14 protein-coding genes are annotated in these 17,312 nt (G+C 71.7%); 11 read left to right on the top strand and 3 right to left on the bottom strand.

From position 1 onward, the window contains the following. The first annotated feature begins 24 nt into the window (after positions 1 to 24). A complete protein-coding gene (locus BR85_RS07950; RefSeq protein ID WP_051526207.1) occupies positions 25 to 468 on the top strand; it encodes a hypothetical protein in 444 nt (147 codons plus the stop codon). Beyond that, positions 465 to 1,427 (top strand): bifunctional riboflavin kinase/FAD synthetase, encoded by a 963-nt coding sequence (locus BR85_RS07945; RefSeq protein WP_028496059.1) that lies wholly within the window; start codon positions 465 to 467, stop codon positions 1,425 to 1,427. The genes BR85_RS07950 and BR85_RS07945 overlap by 4 nt, the downstream gene beginning before the upstream one ends. A 28-nt stretch (positions 1,428 to 1,455) precedes the next feature. On the opposite strand, the gene deoC is transcribed toward BR85_RS07945, so the two are convergent. Then, positions 1,456 to 2,172, bottom strand: coding sequence for a deoxyribose-phosphate aldolase (gene deoC / locus BR85_RS07940; protein ID WP_036272322.1), 717 nt, complete (start codon positions 2,170 to 2,172; stop codon positions 1,456 to 1,458). A gap of 123 nt (positions 2,173 to 2,295) precedes the next feature. Here deoC and BR85_RS07935 point away from each other — a divergent pair, with 123 nt between their 5' ends. From BR85_RS07935 to BR85_RS07915, 5 genes are all read left to right on the top strand, one after another. Continuing rightward, complete coding sequence (locus BR85_RS07935; RefSeq protein WP_028496057.1) at positions 2,296 to 3,180, top strand: glycerophosphodiester phosphodiesterase; 885 nt, start codon at positions 2,296 to 2,298, stop codon at positions 3,178 to 3,180. A gap of 58 nt (positions 3,181 to 3,238) precedes the next feature. Beyond that, positions 3,239 to 3,451, top strand: a complete 213-nt coding sequence (locus BR85_RS07930) for a heavy-metal-associated domain-containing protein (RefSeq protein WP_028496056.1) — start codon at positions 3,239 to 3,241, stop codon at positions 3,449 to 3,451. Further along, the gene (locus BR85_RS07925) at positions 3,451 to 5,709 is read left to right on the top strand and encodes a heavy metal translocating P-type ATPase (RefSeq protein WP_028496055.1); all 2,259 of its coding nucleotides are present in this window, start codon (positions 3,451 to 3,453) and stop codon (positions 5,707 to 5,709) included. The genes BR85_RS07930 and BR85_RS07925 overlap by 1 nt, the downstream gene beginning before the upstream one ends. A 185-nt stretch (positions 5,710 to 5,894) precedes the next feature. Further along, positions 5,895 to 8,051 carry a DEAD/DEAH box helicase gene (locus BR85_RS07920; protein ID WP_028496054.1) on the top strand — a complete coding sequence of 719 codons (2,157 nt, stop codon included), beginning with the start codon at positions 5,895 to 5,897 and terminating at the stop codon, positions 8,049 to 8,051. Between the two features lie 134 nt (positions 8,052 to 8,185). Beyond that, the gene (locus BR85_RS07915) at positions 8,186 to 9,214 is read left to right on the top strand and encodes a 6-phosphofructokinase (protein ID WP_028496053.1); all 1,029 of its coding nucleotides are present in this window, start codon (positions 8,186 to 8,188) and stop codon (positions 9,212 to 9,214) included. 254 nt (positions 9,215 to 9,468) lie between these two features. Here the strand turns inward: BR85_RS07915 and BR85_RS07910 are convergent, their stop codons facing one another. Both BR85_RS07910 and BR85_RS07900 read right to left on the bottom strand, forming a co-directional pair. After that, complete coding sequence (locus BR85_RS07910) at positions 9,469 to 10,434, bottom strand: DUF559 domain-containing protein (RefSeq protein ID WP_051526206.1); 966 nt, start codon at positions 10,432 to 10,434, stop codon at positions 9,469 to 9,471. 333 nt (positions 10,435 to 10,767) lie between these two features. Then, entirely contained in the window at positions 10,768 to 12,873 is a 2,106-nt protein-coding gene (locus BR85_RS07900; RefSeq protein WP_197018592.1) for a S9 family peptidase, read from the bottom strand. A gap of 174 nt (positions 12,874 to 13,047) precedes the next feature. Here BR85_RS07900 and BR85_RS07895 point away from each other — a divergent pair, with 174 nt between their 5' ends. From BR85_RS07895 to BR85_RS07880, 4 genes are all read left to right on the top strand, one after another. After that, positions 13,048 to 14,436 carry an inorganic phosphate transporter gene (locus BR85_RS07895; RefSeq protein WP_051526205.1) on the top strand — a complete coding sequence of 463 codons (1,389 nt, stop codon included), beginning with the start codon at positions 13,048 to 13,050 and terminating at the stop codon, positions 14,434 to 14,436. After that, positions 14,433 to 14,768: a hypothetical protein gene (locus BR85_RS07890; protein ID WP_028496051.1), complete on the top strand. Its 336-nt coding sequence runs from the start codon at positions 14,433 to 14,435 to the stop codon at positions 14,766 to 14,768. Before BR85_RS07895 ends, BR85_RS07890 begins: the two co-directional genes overlap by 4 nt. 25 nt (positions 14,769 to 14,793) lie before the next feature. Further along, the gene (locus BR85_RS07885) at positions 14,794 to 15,693 is read left to right on the top strand and encodes a phosphodiesterase (RefSeq protein ID WP_028496050.1); all 900 of its coding nucleotides are present in this window, start codon (positions 14,794 to 14,796) and stop codon (positions 15,691 to 15,693) included. Positions 15,694 to 15,818: 125 nt separating this feature from the next. Then, positions 15,819 to 17,270 carry an aspartate ammonia-lyase gene (locus BR85_RS07880; protein ID WP_028496049.1) on the top strand — a complete coding sequence of 484 codons (1,452 nt, stop codon included), beginning with the start codon at positions 15,819 to 15,821 and terminating at the stop codon, positions 17,268 to 17,270. The last annotated feature ends 42 nt before the right edge of the window (positions 17,271 to 17,312 follow it).

Below are 17,312 nucleotides of genomic sequence, written 5' to 3'. Positions count from 1 at the left end.
TCCGCCGCCTATCATTGACAGGTCATGTCCACGACCCGCCCCCGCATGACCGGCATCGCCCGCGTCCTCGTGATCGTCTACGCGATCATGGCGATGGCGGCCACCGGTCGCTCCTTCGTCCAGATCGTCCGCGAGTTCGACGCCGCTCCGCTGGCGTACTCGCTCTCGGCGCTCGCCGCCGTCGTCTACATCCTCGCGACCCTCGCCCTGATCCTGAGCGCGTCGCGGGCCTGGTACCTCGTCGCGTGGGTCGCGATCGGCTTCGAGCTCGTCGGCGTCCTCGTCGTCGGCACGCTGTCGCTCGCCGTCCCCGCGCTGTTCGATCATCCGACCGTCTGGTCCGGCTTCGGGGCCGGCTACCTCTGGGTGCCGCTCGTCCTGCCGTTCCTGGGCCTGTGGTGGCTCACGCACACGCGCAACGCCGTGGCCGAGGAGATCGACCCCGCCCTGGAACGGTCGTCCTGGTGATCGTCTTCCGCGAGCCGTCCGAGGTGCCGGCGGGATTCGGGCCGAGCGTCATCGCGATCGGCAAGTTCGACGGCGTGCACTCCGGTCACCGCGCGGTCATCGACCGTGCGCGCGTCGCCGCGGAGGATGCCGGCGCCCGCGTCGTCGCGGTCACCTTCGACCGCAACCCGTTGAGCCTCCTGCGCCCGGAGATCTGCCCGGCGCCCCTCGTCAGCCTCGACCAGAAGCTGCACCTCCTCGCGGAGCAGGGCGTCGACGCGACGCTCGTCCTCCGCTTCGACGAGCAGCTGGCCTCCCTCACCGCCCGTGCCTTCGTGGAGCATGTCCTCGTCGACGCGCTCGGGGTCGTGAAGGTCCTGGTCGGCGAGGACTTCCGCTTCGGCCGCGGGGGAGCGGGCGACCCCGCGCTCCTGGGCGAACTCGGCGCCGAGTTCGGGTTCCGTGCCGACGTCGTCGGCGACGTCGAGGGCGGCGGTCGCCGCGTCTCCTCGACGTGGGTCCGCACCCTCCTCGCCGAGGGCGACGTCGAGGGTGCCGCCCGGCTGCTCGGGCGTCCGCACGCCGTGCTGGGCGAGGTCGTCCACGGGCTCAAGCGGGGCCGCGAGCTCGGCTTCCCGACCGCGAACCTGTCCGCCGACGTGGAGGGCTTCATCCCCGCGGACGGGGTCTACGCCGGGTGGCTCGTCGACGAGGGGCCGTCCGCGGGGGCGGCGGCGATGCACGCCGTCACCCGCTATCCCGCGGCCATCTCGGTGGGCACGAACCCGACCTTCGACGACGTGCTCGTGCGCCAGGTCGAGGCGTACGTGCTGGACGAGACCGACCTCGACCTGTACGGTCACCGCGTCTCGGTGACCTTCACCGACCGCATCCGCGGGATGGTCGCGTTCGAGGGCATCGAGCCGCTCATCGCGCAGATGACCCACGACGTCGCCGACGTGCGCGCCGCCCTCTCCTGAGCGAGGACGCGCGCGGCCCGTGTGGGCGTCAGTAGGACGAGTCGTCGACCGCCCCGGTCGCGCCCTCACCGGCATCCACCCGGCGTGCCTCGCCCAGGATCACGGCGCTGCCGCTCGTGCCGAGGCGGGTCGCGCCGGCGGCGATCATGGCGAGGGCGTCGGCATAGCTGCGGACTCCGCCGGAGGCCTTCACCTGCACGTCCGGGCCGACGTTCGCGCGCATGAGGCGGACGTGCTCGACGGTCGCGCCGCCGCCGGCGAAACCGGTGGACGTCTTGACGAAGTGCGCGCCGCCGGCCTCGGTCAGGCGGCTGCCGCGGGCGATCTGCTCGTCATCGAGGTATGCCGTCTCGAGGATCACCTTCGTGATGTGACCGGAGGCCGCCTCGACGACGGCGCGGATGTCGTCGGCGACGACATCGTCGAAGCCGGAGCGGAGCGCCCCGATGTTGACGACCATGTCGACCTCGGTCGCGCCGTCGGCGAGCGCCTGACGCACCTCGGCGACCTTCGCGGCCGTCGAAGTGGTGCCGTGCGGGAATCCGATGACGGTGCCCACGGCCACTCCCGTGCCGGCGAGCCGGCTGGCGGCGTGGGCGATGTCGCTCGGGCGCACGCACACGCTGAAAACGCCCCACTCGGCGGCGATGTCGAGTTCGGCATCGACCTGATCGCGCGTCAGTTCGGGCTTGAGGATCGCGTGGTCGAGGGTCGCGGCGAGTTCGCGCTCGGAGATAGTGGCCATGCAGCCAGCGTACGCCGACCGCCATGGGCCGCGCGAAGCACCGACGCGGAGGTAACGGAAAGGTAACGGACTCCGCTACAGTGGGCCGCGACGACGACGTCACCGAAGTGAAGGACCACCCCGATGCCCGAATCGAGGACGGCCGAACGGCTTCCCGCCCTGCTCATCGTCTGCGCGCTCGCCGTGGCGTGCGTCGTGGTCATCATGACCGGGGTGACGCCCACGAGGATCTCCGCGCAGGACCTGTGGGGCACGGTGCGCACGCCCGGCGAGCGCGTGTTCATCGCGAGCCACCGCGGGGGTGCGGAGGCGGCGCCGGAGAACACCCTGCCCGCCGTGGCGGCTGCGCTCGCGGCCGGCTTCGAGTACGTCGAGGTCGACCTCGCGCTCACCGCCGACGGCCACGCCGTCCTGATGCACGACGCCATGGTCGACCGCACCACGGACGGACACGGGCCCCTCGCCCGGCTGACACTCGCCGAGGTCCGGGCGCTCGATGCAGGGTCCTGGTACGCGCCCCGCTACGCCGGGACGCCCGTGCCTACGGCGGTGGAGTTCCTCGACCTGCTGGCCGAGCGGGACGGCCGCGCCCTGCTCGACCTCAAGGGCACCTGGACGACAGACGCCGCTGCGGCGCTCGCCGAGGCCGTCCTGTCCCGCGGACTCGAACGGCGCGTCGTGGCCGCGAGCTTCGACGCCCGGACCCTCGCCCTCGTGGCGGCCCGGACGGATGCGATTCCGCGGATGGCGATCCTGCGCACGCTTCCCGCCGATGCCGTGCAGGCCATGCGGGAGGTCGATGTCCGCGGCATCGTCGTCGACCGTGCGGCGGTCGCGGCCCGTCCCGAGGTCGTCGCCGAGCTGCACGACGCCGACCTCCGCGTCGTGGTCTACACGCTCAACAGCGACCGGCACTGGGATGCCGCCGTGGGGTGGGGGGTGGACGGGATCGTCACCGACGACCCCGGCGCCCTCGACCTCTGGCAGCGCGGCCTCGCGTCGGACTGAGGAATACCCCCGGGGGGTACTCTGTTGGGGCAGGTGAACGCACCACGAGGAGAACCCCATGAGCACCCAGGCCTACACCGTCGAAGGAATGACCTGCGGCCACTGCGCCGCCGCCGTCACCCGCGAGGTGAGCGGCGTGGCCGGCGTCTCCGATGTCGCCGTCGACGTCGCGGCGAAGACGGTCACCGTCACCGGTGACGCCATGCCCGCCGACGAGGCCATCGCCGCCGCCGTCGCCGAGGCGGGCTACAGCCTCACCGGCCGCCGCTGATGACCGCGGCACCGGACGGTGCCGCGGTGCGGGGCGCCGTCCTCGACATCGAGGGCATGACCTGCGCGAGCTGCGTCGCACGCGTGGAGAAGCGGCTGCAGCTGGTCGAGGGCGTGACGGCATCCGTCAACCTCGCGACCGAGACCGCTCGTGTCAGCTTCCCGCAGGATCTCGACCCGTCGCGGCTCGTCGCGGCCGTCCGTGAGGCCGGCTACGACGCGGAGATCCGCACGCCGCGGACGGAGCCCGCGGGACACGACGCCCCCGCGCACGAGGCCGAGGGCGGGCACGTCCACGACGTCGCCGACAGGCCCGGCTCGACGCCGCTGCGCACCCGCCTGCTCGTGAGCCTTGCGCTCGCGGTCCCGGTCGTCGCGTTCGGCATGATCCCGGCCTGGCAGTTCCCCGGCTGGCAGTGGGTCTCCCTCGTCCTCACGGCGCCCATCGTGCTGTGGGGCGGCTGGCCGTTCCACCGTGCCACCCTCGCGAACGCGCGCCACGGCGCCATGACGATGGACACCCTCATCACGCTCGGCACGATGGCCGCGTTCGGCTGGAGCGTCTGGGCGCTGCTCTTCGGCTCGGCCGGCCGGATCGGCCTGATGCACGAGGTCGTCCTGTTCGGCCCCGTGCACGACGCGACGGCGCTCGTCTACTTCGAGGTCGCCGCCGCCGTCACCGTCTTCCTCCTCCTCGGACGCTTCATCGAGCAGCGCTCGAAGGGGCGCGCCGGCGCCGCCCTGCACGCGCTGCTGCAGCTCGCCGCGAAGGACGTCGAACTCGCCGACGGCACACGCGTCCCGGTCGAGCGCCTCCGCGTCGGCGACGTGTTCGTCGTCCGGCCCGGGGAGAAGGTGGCCACCGACGGCATCGTCCGCGAGGGCCGCGCCTCGGTCGACGAGAGCATGATGACCGGCGAATCCGTCCCCGTCGACGTGAGCGCCGGGGATGCCGTGACCGGCGGCACGCTCGCCGCCGACGGCCGGCTGATCGTCGAGGCCACGAGCGTCGGCGACGACACGCGCCTCGCGCACCTCGCACGCCTCGTGGAGGAGGCCCAGGCGGGGAAGAGCCGCGTGCAGCGCCTCGCCGACCGCATCTCGGCGGTCTTCGTGCCCATCGTCATCGCGCTCGCCGTGCTGACCCTCCTCGGCTGGATCGCCGCGGGGCAGCCGCCGGCCGCGGGCTTCACCGCCGCCGTGGCCGTGCTCATCATCGCCTGCCCGTGCGCACTGGGCCTCGCGACCCCCATCGCGATCCTCGTCGGCACCGGCCGCGGCGCCCAGCTGGGCGTCCTCATCACGGGCCCGGAGGCCCTCGAGAGCGCCGAGCGCATCGACACGATCGTCCTCGACAAGACCGGGACCGTCACCGAGGGGCGGATGACGGTCGTCGCCGTCACCCGGGTCGGCGACGCCGCGACCGCCGACATCCAGCACCTGATCGGCTCGCTCGAGCACGCATCCGAGCATCCCCTCGCCCGCGCGCTCGCCGGCCTCACGGCGGAGCACGCGCCGGTGGCCGATTTCGCGGGCCTCGCGGGACGGGGCGTCACCGGCACCGTCGACGGGCATGCGGTGTTCGCCGGTCGTGCGGCGTTCGCCGCCGCGCAGGCCGGTGCGCTCCCGGAGGCGGCCCGCGCCGCCGTCGACCGCATCGAGGCGGACGGGGCGACCGCCGTCGTCGCCGGCTGGGACGGCCGCGTGCGCGCCGTCCTCGCGGTCGCCGACACGGTGCGCGATGACAGCGCCGAGACCATCGGGGCTCTCCGGCGCCTGGGCCTGGACGTCATCCTGCTCACCGGCGACAACGCCGGCGCCGCGCGCGCCGCCGCCCACGCCGTCGGAATCGACCGCGTCATCGCGGGCGTCCTGCCGGAGGGCAAGGTCGACGAGATCGCGCGCCTGCGCGCCGAGGGGCACCGCGTCGCCATGGTCGGCGACGGCGTCAACGACGCCGCGGCGCTCGCCACCGCCGATCTCGGCATCGCGATGGGCGGCGGGACCGACGCCGCCATGCACGCGAGCGACATCGCCCTCGCCGGGCACGGCATCGCCCCCGTGGTCACCGCGATCCGGCTGAGCCGTCGCACGATGCGGGTCATCCGCGGAAACCTGTTCTGGGCCTTCGCGTACAACGTCGCCGCGCTGCCGCTGGCAGCGCTCGGCCTCCTGAACCCGATGATCGCGGGCGCGGCCATGGCGTTCTCCAGCGTGTTCGTCGTGCTCAACAGCCTGCGCTTGCGCACGGCGCCGTGACGACGCGCTAGACTTTCCGCGAGGACCGCACCCCGCCGTCGCCGCAGCTCGCAGAAGCGAGTACCCGCAGCCGGGAGGATCGGGCCCCACGTATTCCCGCCGCCGCTTCGCGGCGACTCCGTTCGACCGGCCGCACGATCGCCGGCACAGCCGGCCCTGCGCCGGCTCTCACGCTCAGGAGGAGCATGCCGACCACGGCATCCACCGCTCGTAAATCGTCGTCCCGACGTCGCTCGGGCTCATCGGCACGACGCGACGACGACGCGCCCCTCATCCCGATCCTCGCCCGCAAGGTGCGCGAGGTCGAGGCGAAGGCGCAGCGCGGCAAGCTCGGCCCCACCAACCGCGTCAAGTTCCAGGTCATCGCCTTCCTCGTCCGCGAGGAGCGGGCGCGTGTCAAGGCCGATGAGGAGGTGCCCGCCGCCGCGCGCGCCGAACTGCTCAAGCGTCTCGACGGCGTCGCGACCATCCTCGCCAAGACCGCGGCGCGCGACACCTCGCTCATCCAGCTGCTCGAAGTCGACCAGGCGACCTCCCCGGTCGCCCGCCGCATGCGTCGCGACTGGCTCCTCGAGTCGGGCGCCGACCTGCCCGAGGATGAACTCATCATCACCGACGCCGCGCCGGTGCAGGCGTCCGTCGTGCCGGCGGCCCTCGCCGAGCGGCAGGTCGTCCCCCCGCAGATCGACGCGCGTCGCGAGTCGAACCCGTTCCTCGCCCCCGACGTCAGCCTCCGAGCCCCGCAGCCCACGCCGCGCCGGCGCCTGGACGGCTGGGAGCTCATGGGACCGCTGTACAAGGCGTTCGAGACCGGCGCCGGCGGCGGCGCCGCGTCGATGGACCTCCCGGAGGTCCCCGAGTTCGACCGGCTCTCGCCCAAGGGCCTCGAGATCATGCCGCACCAGTCCCGCTTCCTCGAAGCCGTGCGCGCCGGTCACCGCTCCTTCCTCCTGGCCGATGAGCCGGGCCTCGGGAAGACGGCGGAGTCCGTGCTCGCGGCATCCGTCGCGGGCGCCTACCCGCTGCTGGCGGTCGTCCCCAACGTCGTCAAGATGAACTGGGCCCGCGAGGTCGAGCGGTGGACGCCGCAGCGCCGCGCCACCGTCATCCACGGCGACGGCGACCAGGTGGACGCGTTCGCCGACGTCTTCATCGTCAACTACGAGGTGCTCGACCGGCACCTGTCCTGGCTGGCCTCCCTGGGGCTCAAGGGCATGGTCGTCGACGAGGCGCACTTCATCAAGAACCTCTCCTCGCAGCGCTCGCAGAACGTGCTGGGTCTCGCGACCCGCATCCGCGAGCAGGTGCGCGACCCGCTCATGCTGGCGCTGACCGGCACGCCGCTCATCAACGACGTTGAGGATTTCGACGCGATCTGGCGCTTCCTCGGCTGGACCAACGGCGAGAAGCCCGGCCCCGCCCTCATGGAGAAGCTCGACGCGACCGGCCTGACCCCTGCCGACAAGGCGTTCTACCCGGAGGCCCGCGACGCCGTCATCTCGATGGGCATCGTCCGTCGCAAGAAGAAGGACGTCGCCGCCGACCTGCCCGACAAGCTCATCGCCGACCTCCCCGTGGAGCTCGACGACGAGTTCGGCCGGTCGATCCGCGAGGCCGAGCGCGAGCTGGGCCAGCGCCTCGCGGCGAAGTACCGCCGCATCATCGAAGCGCGCGGCGACCGCGTGTTCCTCGGGGAGTTCGACGAGGACATCGTGCGCCTCGTGGCGCACGGCGAGCTCGAGGAAGCCAAGGCCGCCGGCTCCGGCTCGGAGAACGTCTTCACCATGGTGCGGCGCATCGGGCAGGCCAAGGCGCTGCTCGCCGCGGACTACACCGTGCAGCTGCAGCGCTCCGTCGGCAAGGTCGTCTTCTTCGCGAAGCACATCGACGTGATGGATGCCGCGGAGGACCTCTTCGCCGCCGCGGGGCTGCGCACCGTCTCGATCCGCGGCGACCAGACGACGCCCGCGCGTCAGCAGGCCATCGACGCGTTCAACAACGACCCCGAGGTCGCTGTCGCGGTCTGCTCGCTGACCGCCGCCGGCGTCGGCCTGAACATGCAGGCCGCGTCCAACGTCGTCCTCGCCGAGCTGTCATGGACCGCCGCGGAGCAGACCCAGGCGATCGACCGCGTGCACCGCATCGGCCAGGACGAGCCGGTCACCGCGTGGCGGATCATCGCCGCGCACACGATCGACACGAAGATCGCCGAACTCATCGACTCGAAGCAGGGACTCGCGGCCCGGGCGCTCGACGGCGAGGCCGTCGACCCGACATCCAGCGACTCCGTGCAGCTGTCCGCGCTCATGCACCTGCTGCGGCAGGCGCTCGGCGGCGCCTGATCGCAGGTCTCGCACCGGGCCGGCCGTCGACGGTTATCGACGGCCGACCCGGTGGCAGCCCGGCGCCCGGCGGCGATAGTGTCGAAGCCAGGCAACGGTGCCGCAGCATCCCTGACACCACGAAGGATCTCTCCATGAAGATCGGCATCCTCACCAGCGGCGGCGACTGCCCCGGCCTGAACGCGGTCATCCGCGGCGTCGTGCTCAAGGGCACGACCAACTACAACATCGAGTTCGTCGGCATCCGCGACGGCTGGCGCGGCGTCGTGGACGGTGACTTCTTCCCGCTGACCCGCCACGAGGTGAAGGGCCTGTCGAAGGTCGGGGGCACGATCCTCGGCACGAGCCGCACCAACCCCTACGAGGGCCCGCGCGGCGGCGCCGAGAACATCGCGAAGACCCTGTACGGCCACCGCATCGACGGCATCATCGCGATCGGCGGCGAGGGCACCCTCGCCGCGGCGAACCGCCTGGCGAACGACGGCATCAACGTGCTGGGCGTCCCGAAGACGATCGACAACGACCTGCGCGCGACGGACTACTCGTTCGGCTTCGACACCGCGGTGAACATCGCCACCGACGCGATGGACCGCCTCCGCACGACCGGTGACTCCCACCAGCGCTGCATGGTCGCCGAGGTCATGGGCCGCCACGTCGGCTGGATCGCACTGCATGCGGGAGTCGCCGCCGGCGCCCATGTCATCTGCATCCCCGAGGTGCCGATGTCGATCGACGAGATCGTCGCCCAGGTGACGAAGGCCCACGACCGCGGCCGTGCGCCGCTCGTCGTCGTGTCGGAGGGCTTCACCCTCACCGGCATGGACGAGGCTTACAGCGACAAGGGCCTGGACGCCTTCAACCGCCCCCGCCTCGGCGGCATCGGCGAGATCCTCGCCCCGGAGATCGAGCGCCGCACCGGCATCGAGACCCGGGCGACCGTGCTCGGCCACATCCAGCGCGGCGGCTCGCCGTCGGCGTTCGACCGCGTCCTCGCGACGCGCCTGGGCCTGCACGCCGCCGACGCCATCATGGAGCAGGCGTGGGGCCAGATGGTGTCGCTGCGCGGCACCGACATCGTGCGCGTGTCGTTCGAGGACGCCCTGGGCGAGCTCAACAACGTCCCCCTGTATCGCTACGAAGAGGCCGCCGCCCTCTTCGGGTGACGCGCTGGGGCGCGGCGCGGGCTCGGCTCGCGCGACCGACGGCCCCCTCCGGCGTCCCCGCCATCCCGCAGGCCTGCCCCTTCCGTCCTGTGTCACACAAGCGGCGGCTGGTGGCGCGTGCGCGTGCGCCAAGCGGGACATGGCGGCAACGCATGTCACACGAACCGCGGCTGACGGGCACTACACCCGCGAGTTCTGTGACAGGAACGTCGGATGCGGATGCGGATGCGGATGGTGCCGAGCGGAGGGGTGGGTCAGTCGACGCCGGGGCGCCAACCACGGGCGATGAGCGCATCCGTCACCTTGGCGAGCGCCCGGCGGGGATCAGGCCGCAGGTGGTGGCTCAGGATGCGCACGAGCAGCCAGCCTTCGTCGCGAATGGCATCCCACCGGTCGGCATCCTTCGCGAACTGCTGCTCATCGAACGCGTGCGTGCGTCCGTCGTGCTCTACGGCAACGCGGTAGCCCGGATAGGCGAGATCCAGACGCGCGATGAAGCGGCCGAGGCTATCCTGCACCCGGTGGTTCAGCGAGGGTTCCGGTAACCCGGCTCGCATCAGAAGCAGCCGCACATGGGTCTCCTCCGCCGTTTCCGCGCCGACGCGCACCTCCGCAAGCGCACGCGTGAGGACACCCCCGCGTAGGTCGCCGGCGTCCGCTATCTCGGCGCGGAGATCAGCTGGCGTGATGATTCGATGCCGGGGACACACGAGGTGATCTGCCGCAGCGATCACGTCGTCGAGATCCCAGGTCCGCGCGGCCTGCCGCCATGCTCGTGCGGGGTGCTCGATCGGGAGTCCGTGAGCGGTACCCCGGGCGGGTGCGCGGGCTTGCAGGCGATGTCCCACCACGCCTTCCCGGCGCGGCTGGCCCGCCGGACGGCGAGCTGACACGTGCAGTTCCCACGCCGTGGCACGCAGGTACGGCAGAGGCGCGCCCAGCAGGGCGAGCGCCGTGCCGTGGCTGAAGAACTGATCGGGAGTCAGCGCGGGCGCAACGGCCGCCGCGCGCTCGAGCAGGTCGGCGCGGAGGCGGTCCTGGTGGTGCGCCGACCTCGCCGGCGTCGCGAAGGTCACCGAGCGGGCAACGCGGACACCACGCGTCGGCGTGAGAAGGTCTCCCGCTCTCAGTCTTGACGGCGTCACACCGGACGCCAAAGCCTCGGCGACGCGAAACGGTCGCGCCCCGAATTCCGCGGGAAGCGGCGTGATCCTCGTCATCCGCCCAGTCGAGCGCCGAACGCCGGTCACCCGCCCATGGGCAGCGCGATCGGTCGTGACGTGCGCGAATCCAGCCCCTGGGGAGGAGCCGCTGCATGTCACAGAATATGCGGGTCGAGCTGCCCGCAAGTCCGACTTCTGTGACATCCCTGTCTCAGTTGTCTCGCCAACTGCGGGAGGCGGGTCCGCGCCCCGCGCCAGGTGTGACATGCCGGGGACGCCGAAGGGGATGCCGGGCGCCGGGGACGCCGAAGGGATGCCCGGCGCCGGGGACGCCGAAGGGATGCCGGGCGCCGGGGTTACCCCCCCCGGAGCCGCCGGCCCCAGCCGCGCTCAGTCGGCGAGGCCGAGGACGTCCAGCAGCCAGGCCAGCTCGAACGCCCGCTGCTTCCACGCGTTGTAGCGGCCGCTCACCCCGCCGTGGCCGGCGACCATCTCGCACTTCAGCAGCGCGTCGGCGCCCACCTCGCGCAGGCGCGCGACCCACTTGGCGGGCTCGACGTACAGCACGCGCGTGTCGTTGAGCGACGTGACGGCGAGGATCCGGGGGTACGCGACGCCTTCGCGGACGTTCTCGTACGGCGTGTACGACTTCATGTACTCGTAGACGCTGGGGTCGTGCAGCGGGTCGCCCCACTCGTCCCACTCCACGACGGTCAGCGGCAGCGAGGGGTCGAGGATCGTCGTCAGCGCGTCCACGAACGGCACGTCGGCCAGGATGCCGGCGAAGAGCTCCGGCGCGAGGTTGGCCACCGCGCCCATGAGCAGGCCGCCCGCCGATCCGCCCTCGGCGACGAGCAGGTCCGGGGTGGTGCGGCCTTCGGCCACGAGGTGCTGCGCGCACGCGACGAAGTCGGTGAAGGTGTTGCGCTTGTGCAGCAGCTTGCCGTCCTCGTACCACTGCCGGCCCATCTCGCCGCCGCCGCGGACGTGCGCGATCGCGAACACGACGCCGCGGTCGAGCATCGACAGGCGCGCCACCGAGAAGCCGGGGTCGATCGAGTGCTCGTACGACCCGTAACCGTAGAGGTGCACGGGCCGCGGGCCGTCGCCCGCATCGAAGACGCGCTTCCAGACGAGCGAGATCGGGATGCGGGTGCCGTCCTCGGCCGTCGCCCACAGGCGCTCCTGCGCGTATTCCTCCGGGTCGTAGCCGCCGAGCACCGGCTGGCGACGCCGCAGCAGCAGTTCGCCGGTCTCCACGACGTAGTCGTAGACGGTGCCCGGCGTGACGAACGAGCCGTAGCCGAGCCGCAGCACCGGCGGCGCCCACTCCGGGTTGCCGGAGGCGCCCACGGTGTACAGCGGCTCGTCGAACGCGAGCTCGGTCAGCGCGCCGCTGCCGTAGTCGAGGAGCCCCACCCGGGACAGCCCCTCGCGCCGGTACGACACGATGCCCCAGTCGCGGAACGCCGACACATCCTCCAGGCGCCGGCCCGGCACGTGCGCCAGCACGACCTCGTGGGGGCCCTCCGGGTCGGATGCCGCGACGCGGACGAGCTCGAAGTCCAGGGCGCCGTCGTTGTGCAGGATGTAGAGCACGTCCTCGCCGTCGACGACGGCGTGCGTCAGGGAGTAGTCCACGCCCTCCCGCCGCGGCCAGACCGGCTGCAGCGGCGACCGGAGGTCGGTGGCATCCACGAGGAACTCCTCGCTCGTGATCGACGACTCCGCCGCGATGACGAGGTAGCGGTCGCTGCGTGTGAAGCCCGCGCCCACCCAGTAGCGCTCGTCGGGCTCGTGGAAGAGCTTCGCGTCGGTCGCGGCATCCGTTCCGACCTCGTGCAGCCACACCGTGTCGGGCCGCCACGCGTCGTCGACGGTCGTGTACACGACGAAGCGCCCGTCCGGGGAGAACATCGCCCCCGCCGAGGTCTCCGGGATGACGTCGCCGAGGTCGCCGCCGCTCGCGAGGTCGCGGATGCGGAGCGTGTAGCGCTCGTCGCCCTGCGTGTCGACGCCGTAGAGCAGGCGCGTGCCGTCGGTGGACACGTCGAAGGTGCCGAGGGAGAAGAACTCGTGACCCGCTGCCTCGACGTTGCCGTCCAGGAGGACCTGCTCGCCGGGGATCGCGACGTCGGGGGAGAGGACGGGCGGCGTCCAGTCGTCCGCGTCGGCGAGCGGGGCGCGGCAGTGGATGCCGTACTGGCTGCCCTCGACCGTGCGGCTGTAGTACCACCACGACCCCCGCCGGCTCGGGACGGACAGGTCCGTCTCGAGCGTGCGGCCCTTGATCTCCTGGTAGATCCGCTCCTGCAGGGGCTCGAGGTGGGCGGTGCGCTCCTGCGTGTAGGCGTTCTCCGCGGCCAGGTGGGCGAGGACCTGTTCGTCCTCCTTCGCCCGCAGCCATTCGTAGGGATCGACGACATCGTCGCCGTGATGGCTGCGGGTGGTCGGACGGGCGGGAACGGCGGGGGCGGAGGGCTCCGAGATGGTCACCGTCCCACGCTAACCGACCCCCCGCGGGGGCGGGTGCGACGGTTCTGCGATCGGCCGCGGATGTGCGAGGATTTCCGTGGTCCGGTTGCCGGAACATGAACCCACGGTGAACTGTTCGTTCGCACCGCCGATCCCATCGGCACCCTCCCCACGAATCCCGACGGAAAGCGAACTGTGGAAACCGCCGTAATCATCGTGCTGCTCGTCATCGCGCTGGCGCTGTTCTTCGACTTCACGAACGGCTTCCACGACACCGCGAACGCGATGGCGACGCCCATCGCGACGGGTGCCCTCAAGCCCAAGGTCGCCGTGCTCCTGGCGGCGAGCCTCAACCTCGTCGGCGCGTTCCTGTCCACCGAGGTCTCCAAGACGATCTCGCACGGCATCATCCAAGAGGATCAGATCGAGCCGTTGGCGTTCCTGCCGATCATCTTCGCCGGCCTCATCGGCGCGATCACCTGGAACATGCTGACCTGGCTGCTCGGTCTGCCCTCCAGTTCGTCGCACGCGCTCTTCGGCGGCCTCATCGGCGCCACGCTCGTCGGCGCGAGCGTCACCGCCATCGACTTCGGCGTCGTGCTCAGCAAGGTCGTGCTGCCCGCCCTCATCGCGCCGTTCACGGCGGGTGTCATCGCCTTCCTCCTGACGCGTCTCGCGTACGCCATGACGCGTCGCTACGACAACAAGCCGGACGGCCGCGACGGCTTCCGGTGGGGTCAGATCTTCACGTCGTCGCTCGTCGCCCTCGCGCACGGCACGAACGACGCGCAGAAGACCATGGGCGTCATCACGCTCGCGCTCATCATGGCCGGCCTGCAGGACGGTGCGCACGCCGACCCGCAGCTGTGGGTCATCTTCGCCTGCGCCTTCACGATCGCGCTCGGCACCTACATGGGCGGCTGGCGCATCATCCGCACGCTCGGCAAGGGTCTCACCGACGTCAAGCCGGCGCAGGGCTTCTCCGCGGAGTCGTCCACGGCCGCGACGATCCTCGCCTCCAGCGCCCTTGGCTTCGCCCTGTCCACGACGCAGGTCGCGTCCGGCTCCGTCATCGGGTCGGGCCTCGGCCGTCGCGGGTCCACGGTGCGCTGGCGCACGGTCGGTCGCATCGCGATCGGCTGGCTCCTGACCCTCCCCGCCTCCGGCGCCGTCGGCGCGTTCGCGGCGCTCCTCGTCGTCCTTTTCGGCGGCTGGGGCATCGCGATCGACGCGGTCCTCGCCGTCGCCATCATCCTCGCCCTGTTCTGGCGGTCGCGCCGAAACCAGGTCGATTCCTCCAACGCCATGAGCGAGGTCGCCGACTCGGGACTCGCCGTCAAGGTCAAGCGCAATCCTCCGCCGACGCGCCGCCAGCGCGCGATCCTGCGTGAGCAGGCGCGGCGGAAGGCCGAGCAGGAGGCCCGCGAGAAGGCGGAGCGCAAGGCCAAGGCCAAGGCGGATGCCCGCCAGGCCGCCGATGACAAGCGGGCGCGCGACAAGGTCCGCGCTGCCGGGAAACCCGGGACCGGCCCGGCCGCACCCCCGGTCGACCTTCCGGGCGCGCCGAAGGGGGACGAGAAGTGAACGTCTCGATCGACTGGCTCGCGTTCCTGCAGGTGTTCGGCGCGGCGCTCGCTGCCGGCACCGTCGTCGTCGCCTTCTACGCGCTGGGGCTGCGGATGCTGGTGCGCGCCGGCCGGGCACCGGTCGTGGCCCCCGCCGAGTTCACCGACGCTATCACCGTGATCACGGAGAAGGAGGCCCGTCGCGCAGCGAAGGCCGCCGCGAAGGCGGCCCGCAAGAGCCCGCTCACCGACGGGCAGAAGCGCGTCGCGCTCGTCGCCGCGTACGCGTCGTTCTTCCTCTGCGGTCTCGCGGTCCTCGGCGGACTGCTCCTCATCATCTTCGGGCACTGACGGAGGCCCGTCCTAGGCTGTCGGCATGGAGACAGTGCAGTTCGGACGGCATGCCCCGCCGCGGCGCGTGATCGTGCACCTCAGCGACACGCATCTGCTCGCCGGCAACGCGCCGCTCGGCGGGCGCTACGACACCGCGGCGAACCTCGCCGCCACGCTCGCCGCCGTCGAGCGCACCGGCATCCGCCCGGATGCGCTGGTCTTCACGGGCGACCTCACCGACCTGGGCGAGCCCGACGCCTACCGCGCGCTACGCGCCGCCGTGCAGCCGCTCGCCGACCGGCTCGGCGCCCCCATCGTCTGGGTCGCCGGGAACCACGACGAGCGTCCCGCGCTGCGCGGCGCTCTGCTCGGGCAGGAACCCACCGGCGAGCCCGTCACCGGCATCTGGGATCTCGGCGGGCTCCGCCTGATCGCGCTGGACACGAGCGTCCCCGGCTGGCACCACGGCGACCTCGACGACGGCCAGCTCGCCTGGCTCCGCGGCATCCTCTCCGACCCCGCCCCGCTCGGCACCCTCCTGGCACTCCACCACCCGCCGCTGCCCAGCCACATCCCGCTGTTCGACATCCTCGAGCTGCGTCGACAGGACGCCCTCGCCGACGTGATCGCGGGATCGGACGTGCGCGGCATCCTCGCGGGCCACCTGCACTACTCGACCAGCGGAACCTTCGCTGGCGTGCCCGTCAGCGTCGCCGCGGCCACGTGCTACACGATGAACCTGCAGCGCCCGGCGACGGAGATCAACGGGATGGACGCCGGCCAGTCCTTCCACCTCGTGCACGTCTACGACGACACCATCACGCACGCCGTCGTCCCCGTCGTCGCGGCCGAGACGGCGGAGACGTTCTCCGCGGAGTGGGTGGCGCGGATGGCGGAGCTCACCCCCGAGCAGCGGCTCGAAGCCTTCTCCCGCAAACGCTGAAGACTCGCCCGCGCGTACAGCCCCGACGGCAGCGGTGTCCACCGCGTCCATCCATCCCTGATGTGCCCGCGGGTAGGCTCGAGGCACACCCTTCCCGCTGTGACGACCCACGAGGACTGCACACCATGGCCGAGGACGCGATGACGCGCACGGAAACCGATTCACTGGGATCGCTGGAGATCCCCGCCCATGCCTACTGGGGCATCCATACCGCCCGGGCCCTGGAGAACTTCCCGATCTCCCTCCGTCCCATCTCCGTGTACCGCGACCTCGTCGTCGGGCTCGCGATGGTCAAGCAGGCCTCCGCGCGCGCCAACCGGGAGATCGGCGTCCTCGACGACGAGCGCGCCGGCCTCATCGACGAGGCCTGCCAGCGGATCATCGACGGCGAGTTCCACGACCAGTTCGTCGTCGGCGTCGTCCAGGGCGGCGCCGGCACCTCGACGAACATGAACGCGAACGAGGTCATCACCAACGTCGCGCTCGAGATTGCCGGGCGGCCGAAGGGCGACTACGCGTACCTGTCGCCGATCGACCACACGAACCGCAGCCAGTCCACGAACGACGTCTACCCGACCGCGATCAAGGTGGGGCTGGGCCTCGACCTGCGGACACTGCTGGAGGAGCTCGACCTCCTCCGGCAGTCCTTCCTCGCGAAGGCGCACGAGTTCCACGACATCCTCAAGGTCGGCCGCACGCAGCTGCAGGATGCCGTCCCGATGACGCTGGGGCAGGAGTTCCACGGGTTCGCGACGACGCTCGGGGAGGACTATCACCGGCTCAAGGAGAACGCGTACCTCCTGTGCGAGGTGAACATGGGCGCGACCGCGATCGGCACGGGCATCACGACGCATCCCGACTACGCGGCCGCCGTCATCCGCCACCTCCGCGAGATCAGCGGGCTGGACCTGGAGACCGCGGAGGATCTCGTCGAATCCACGAGCGACACCGGCGCCTTCATGTCGTTCTCGTCGTCGCTCAAGCGCAACGCCATCAAGCTCTCCAAGATCAGCAACGACCTGCGCCTGCTCTCCAGCGGCCCGCAGGCCGGGTTCGGCGAGATCAACCTGCCCGCACGCCAGGCCGGCTCGAGCATCATGCCCGGCAAGGTCAACCCGGTCATCCCCGAGGTCGTGAACCAGGTGGCGTTCGCCGTCGCCGGGGCGGACCTGACCGTCACGATGGCGGTGGAGGGCGGCCAGCTGCAGCTCAACGCGTTCGAGCCGATCATCGCGCACTCGATCTTCCAGTCGATCACCTGGATGCGGCGGGGCATGCGGACGCTCCGCATCAACTGCGTCGACGGGATCACCGCGAACCGCGAGCGGCTGGGCGCCATGGTCGGCTCGTCGGTCGGCGTCGTCACGGCGCTCACCCCGTACATCGGCTATGCCGCCTCGGCGGCCCTGGCCAAGGCCGCCCTGCTGACCGGACGCAACGTCGGCGACCTCGTCGTGGAGGCCGGGCTGATGTCGCGCGAGGACGTCGACAAGCAGCTCTCGCCGGCCCGGCTGTCCGGCCTGGAGGCGATCACGCAGGCGATCCCGATCCACAGCGCCGCCGAAGACGTCATCTGAGGCTGAGCGCGGCGCCTTTTGCGCGCGCGGCGCCCTTCGCTA

The sequence above is a fragment of the Microbacterium sp. UNCCL10 genome, assembly GCF_000746195.1.
GTDB classification, from domain to species: Bacteria; Actinomycetota; Actinomycetes; order Actinomycetales; family Microbacteriaceae; genus Microbacterium; species Microbacterium saccharophilum.
Note: the sequence above shows the minus strand (reverse complement) of the source record. Positions and strands in the feature narration are given on the sequence as shown.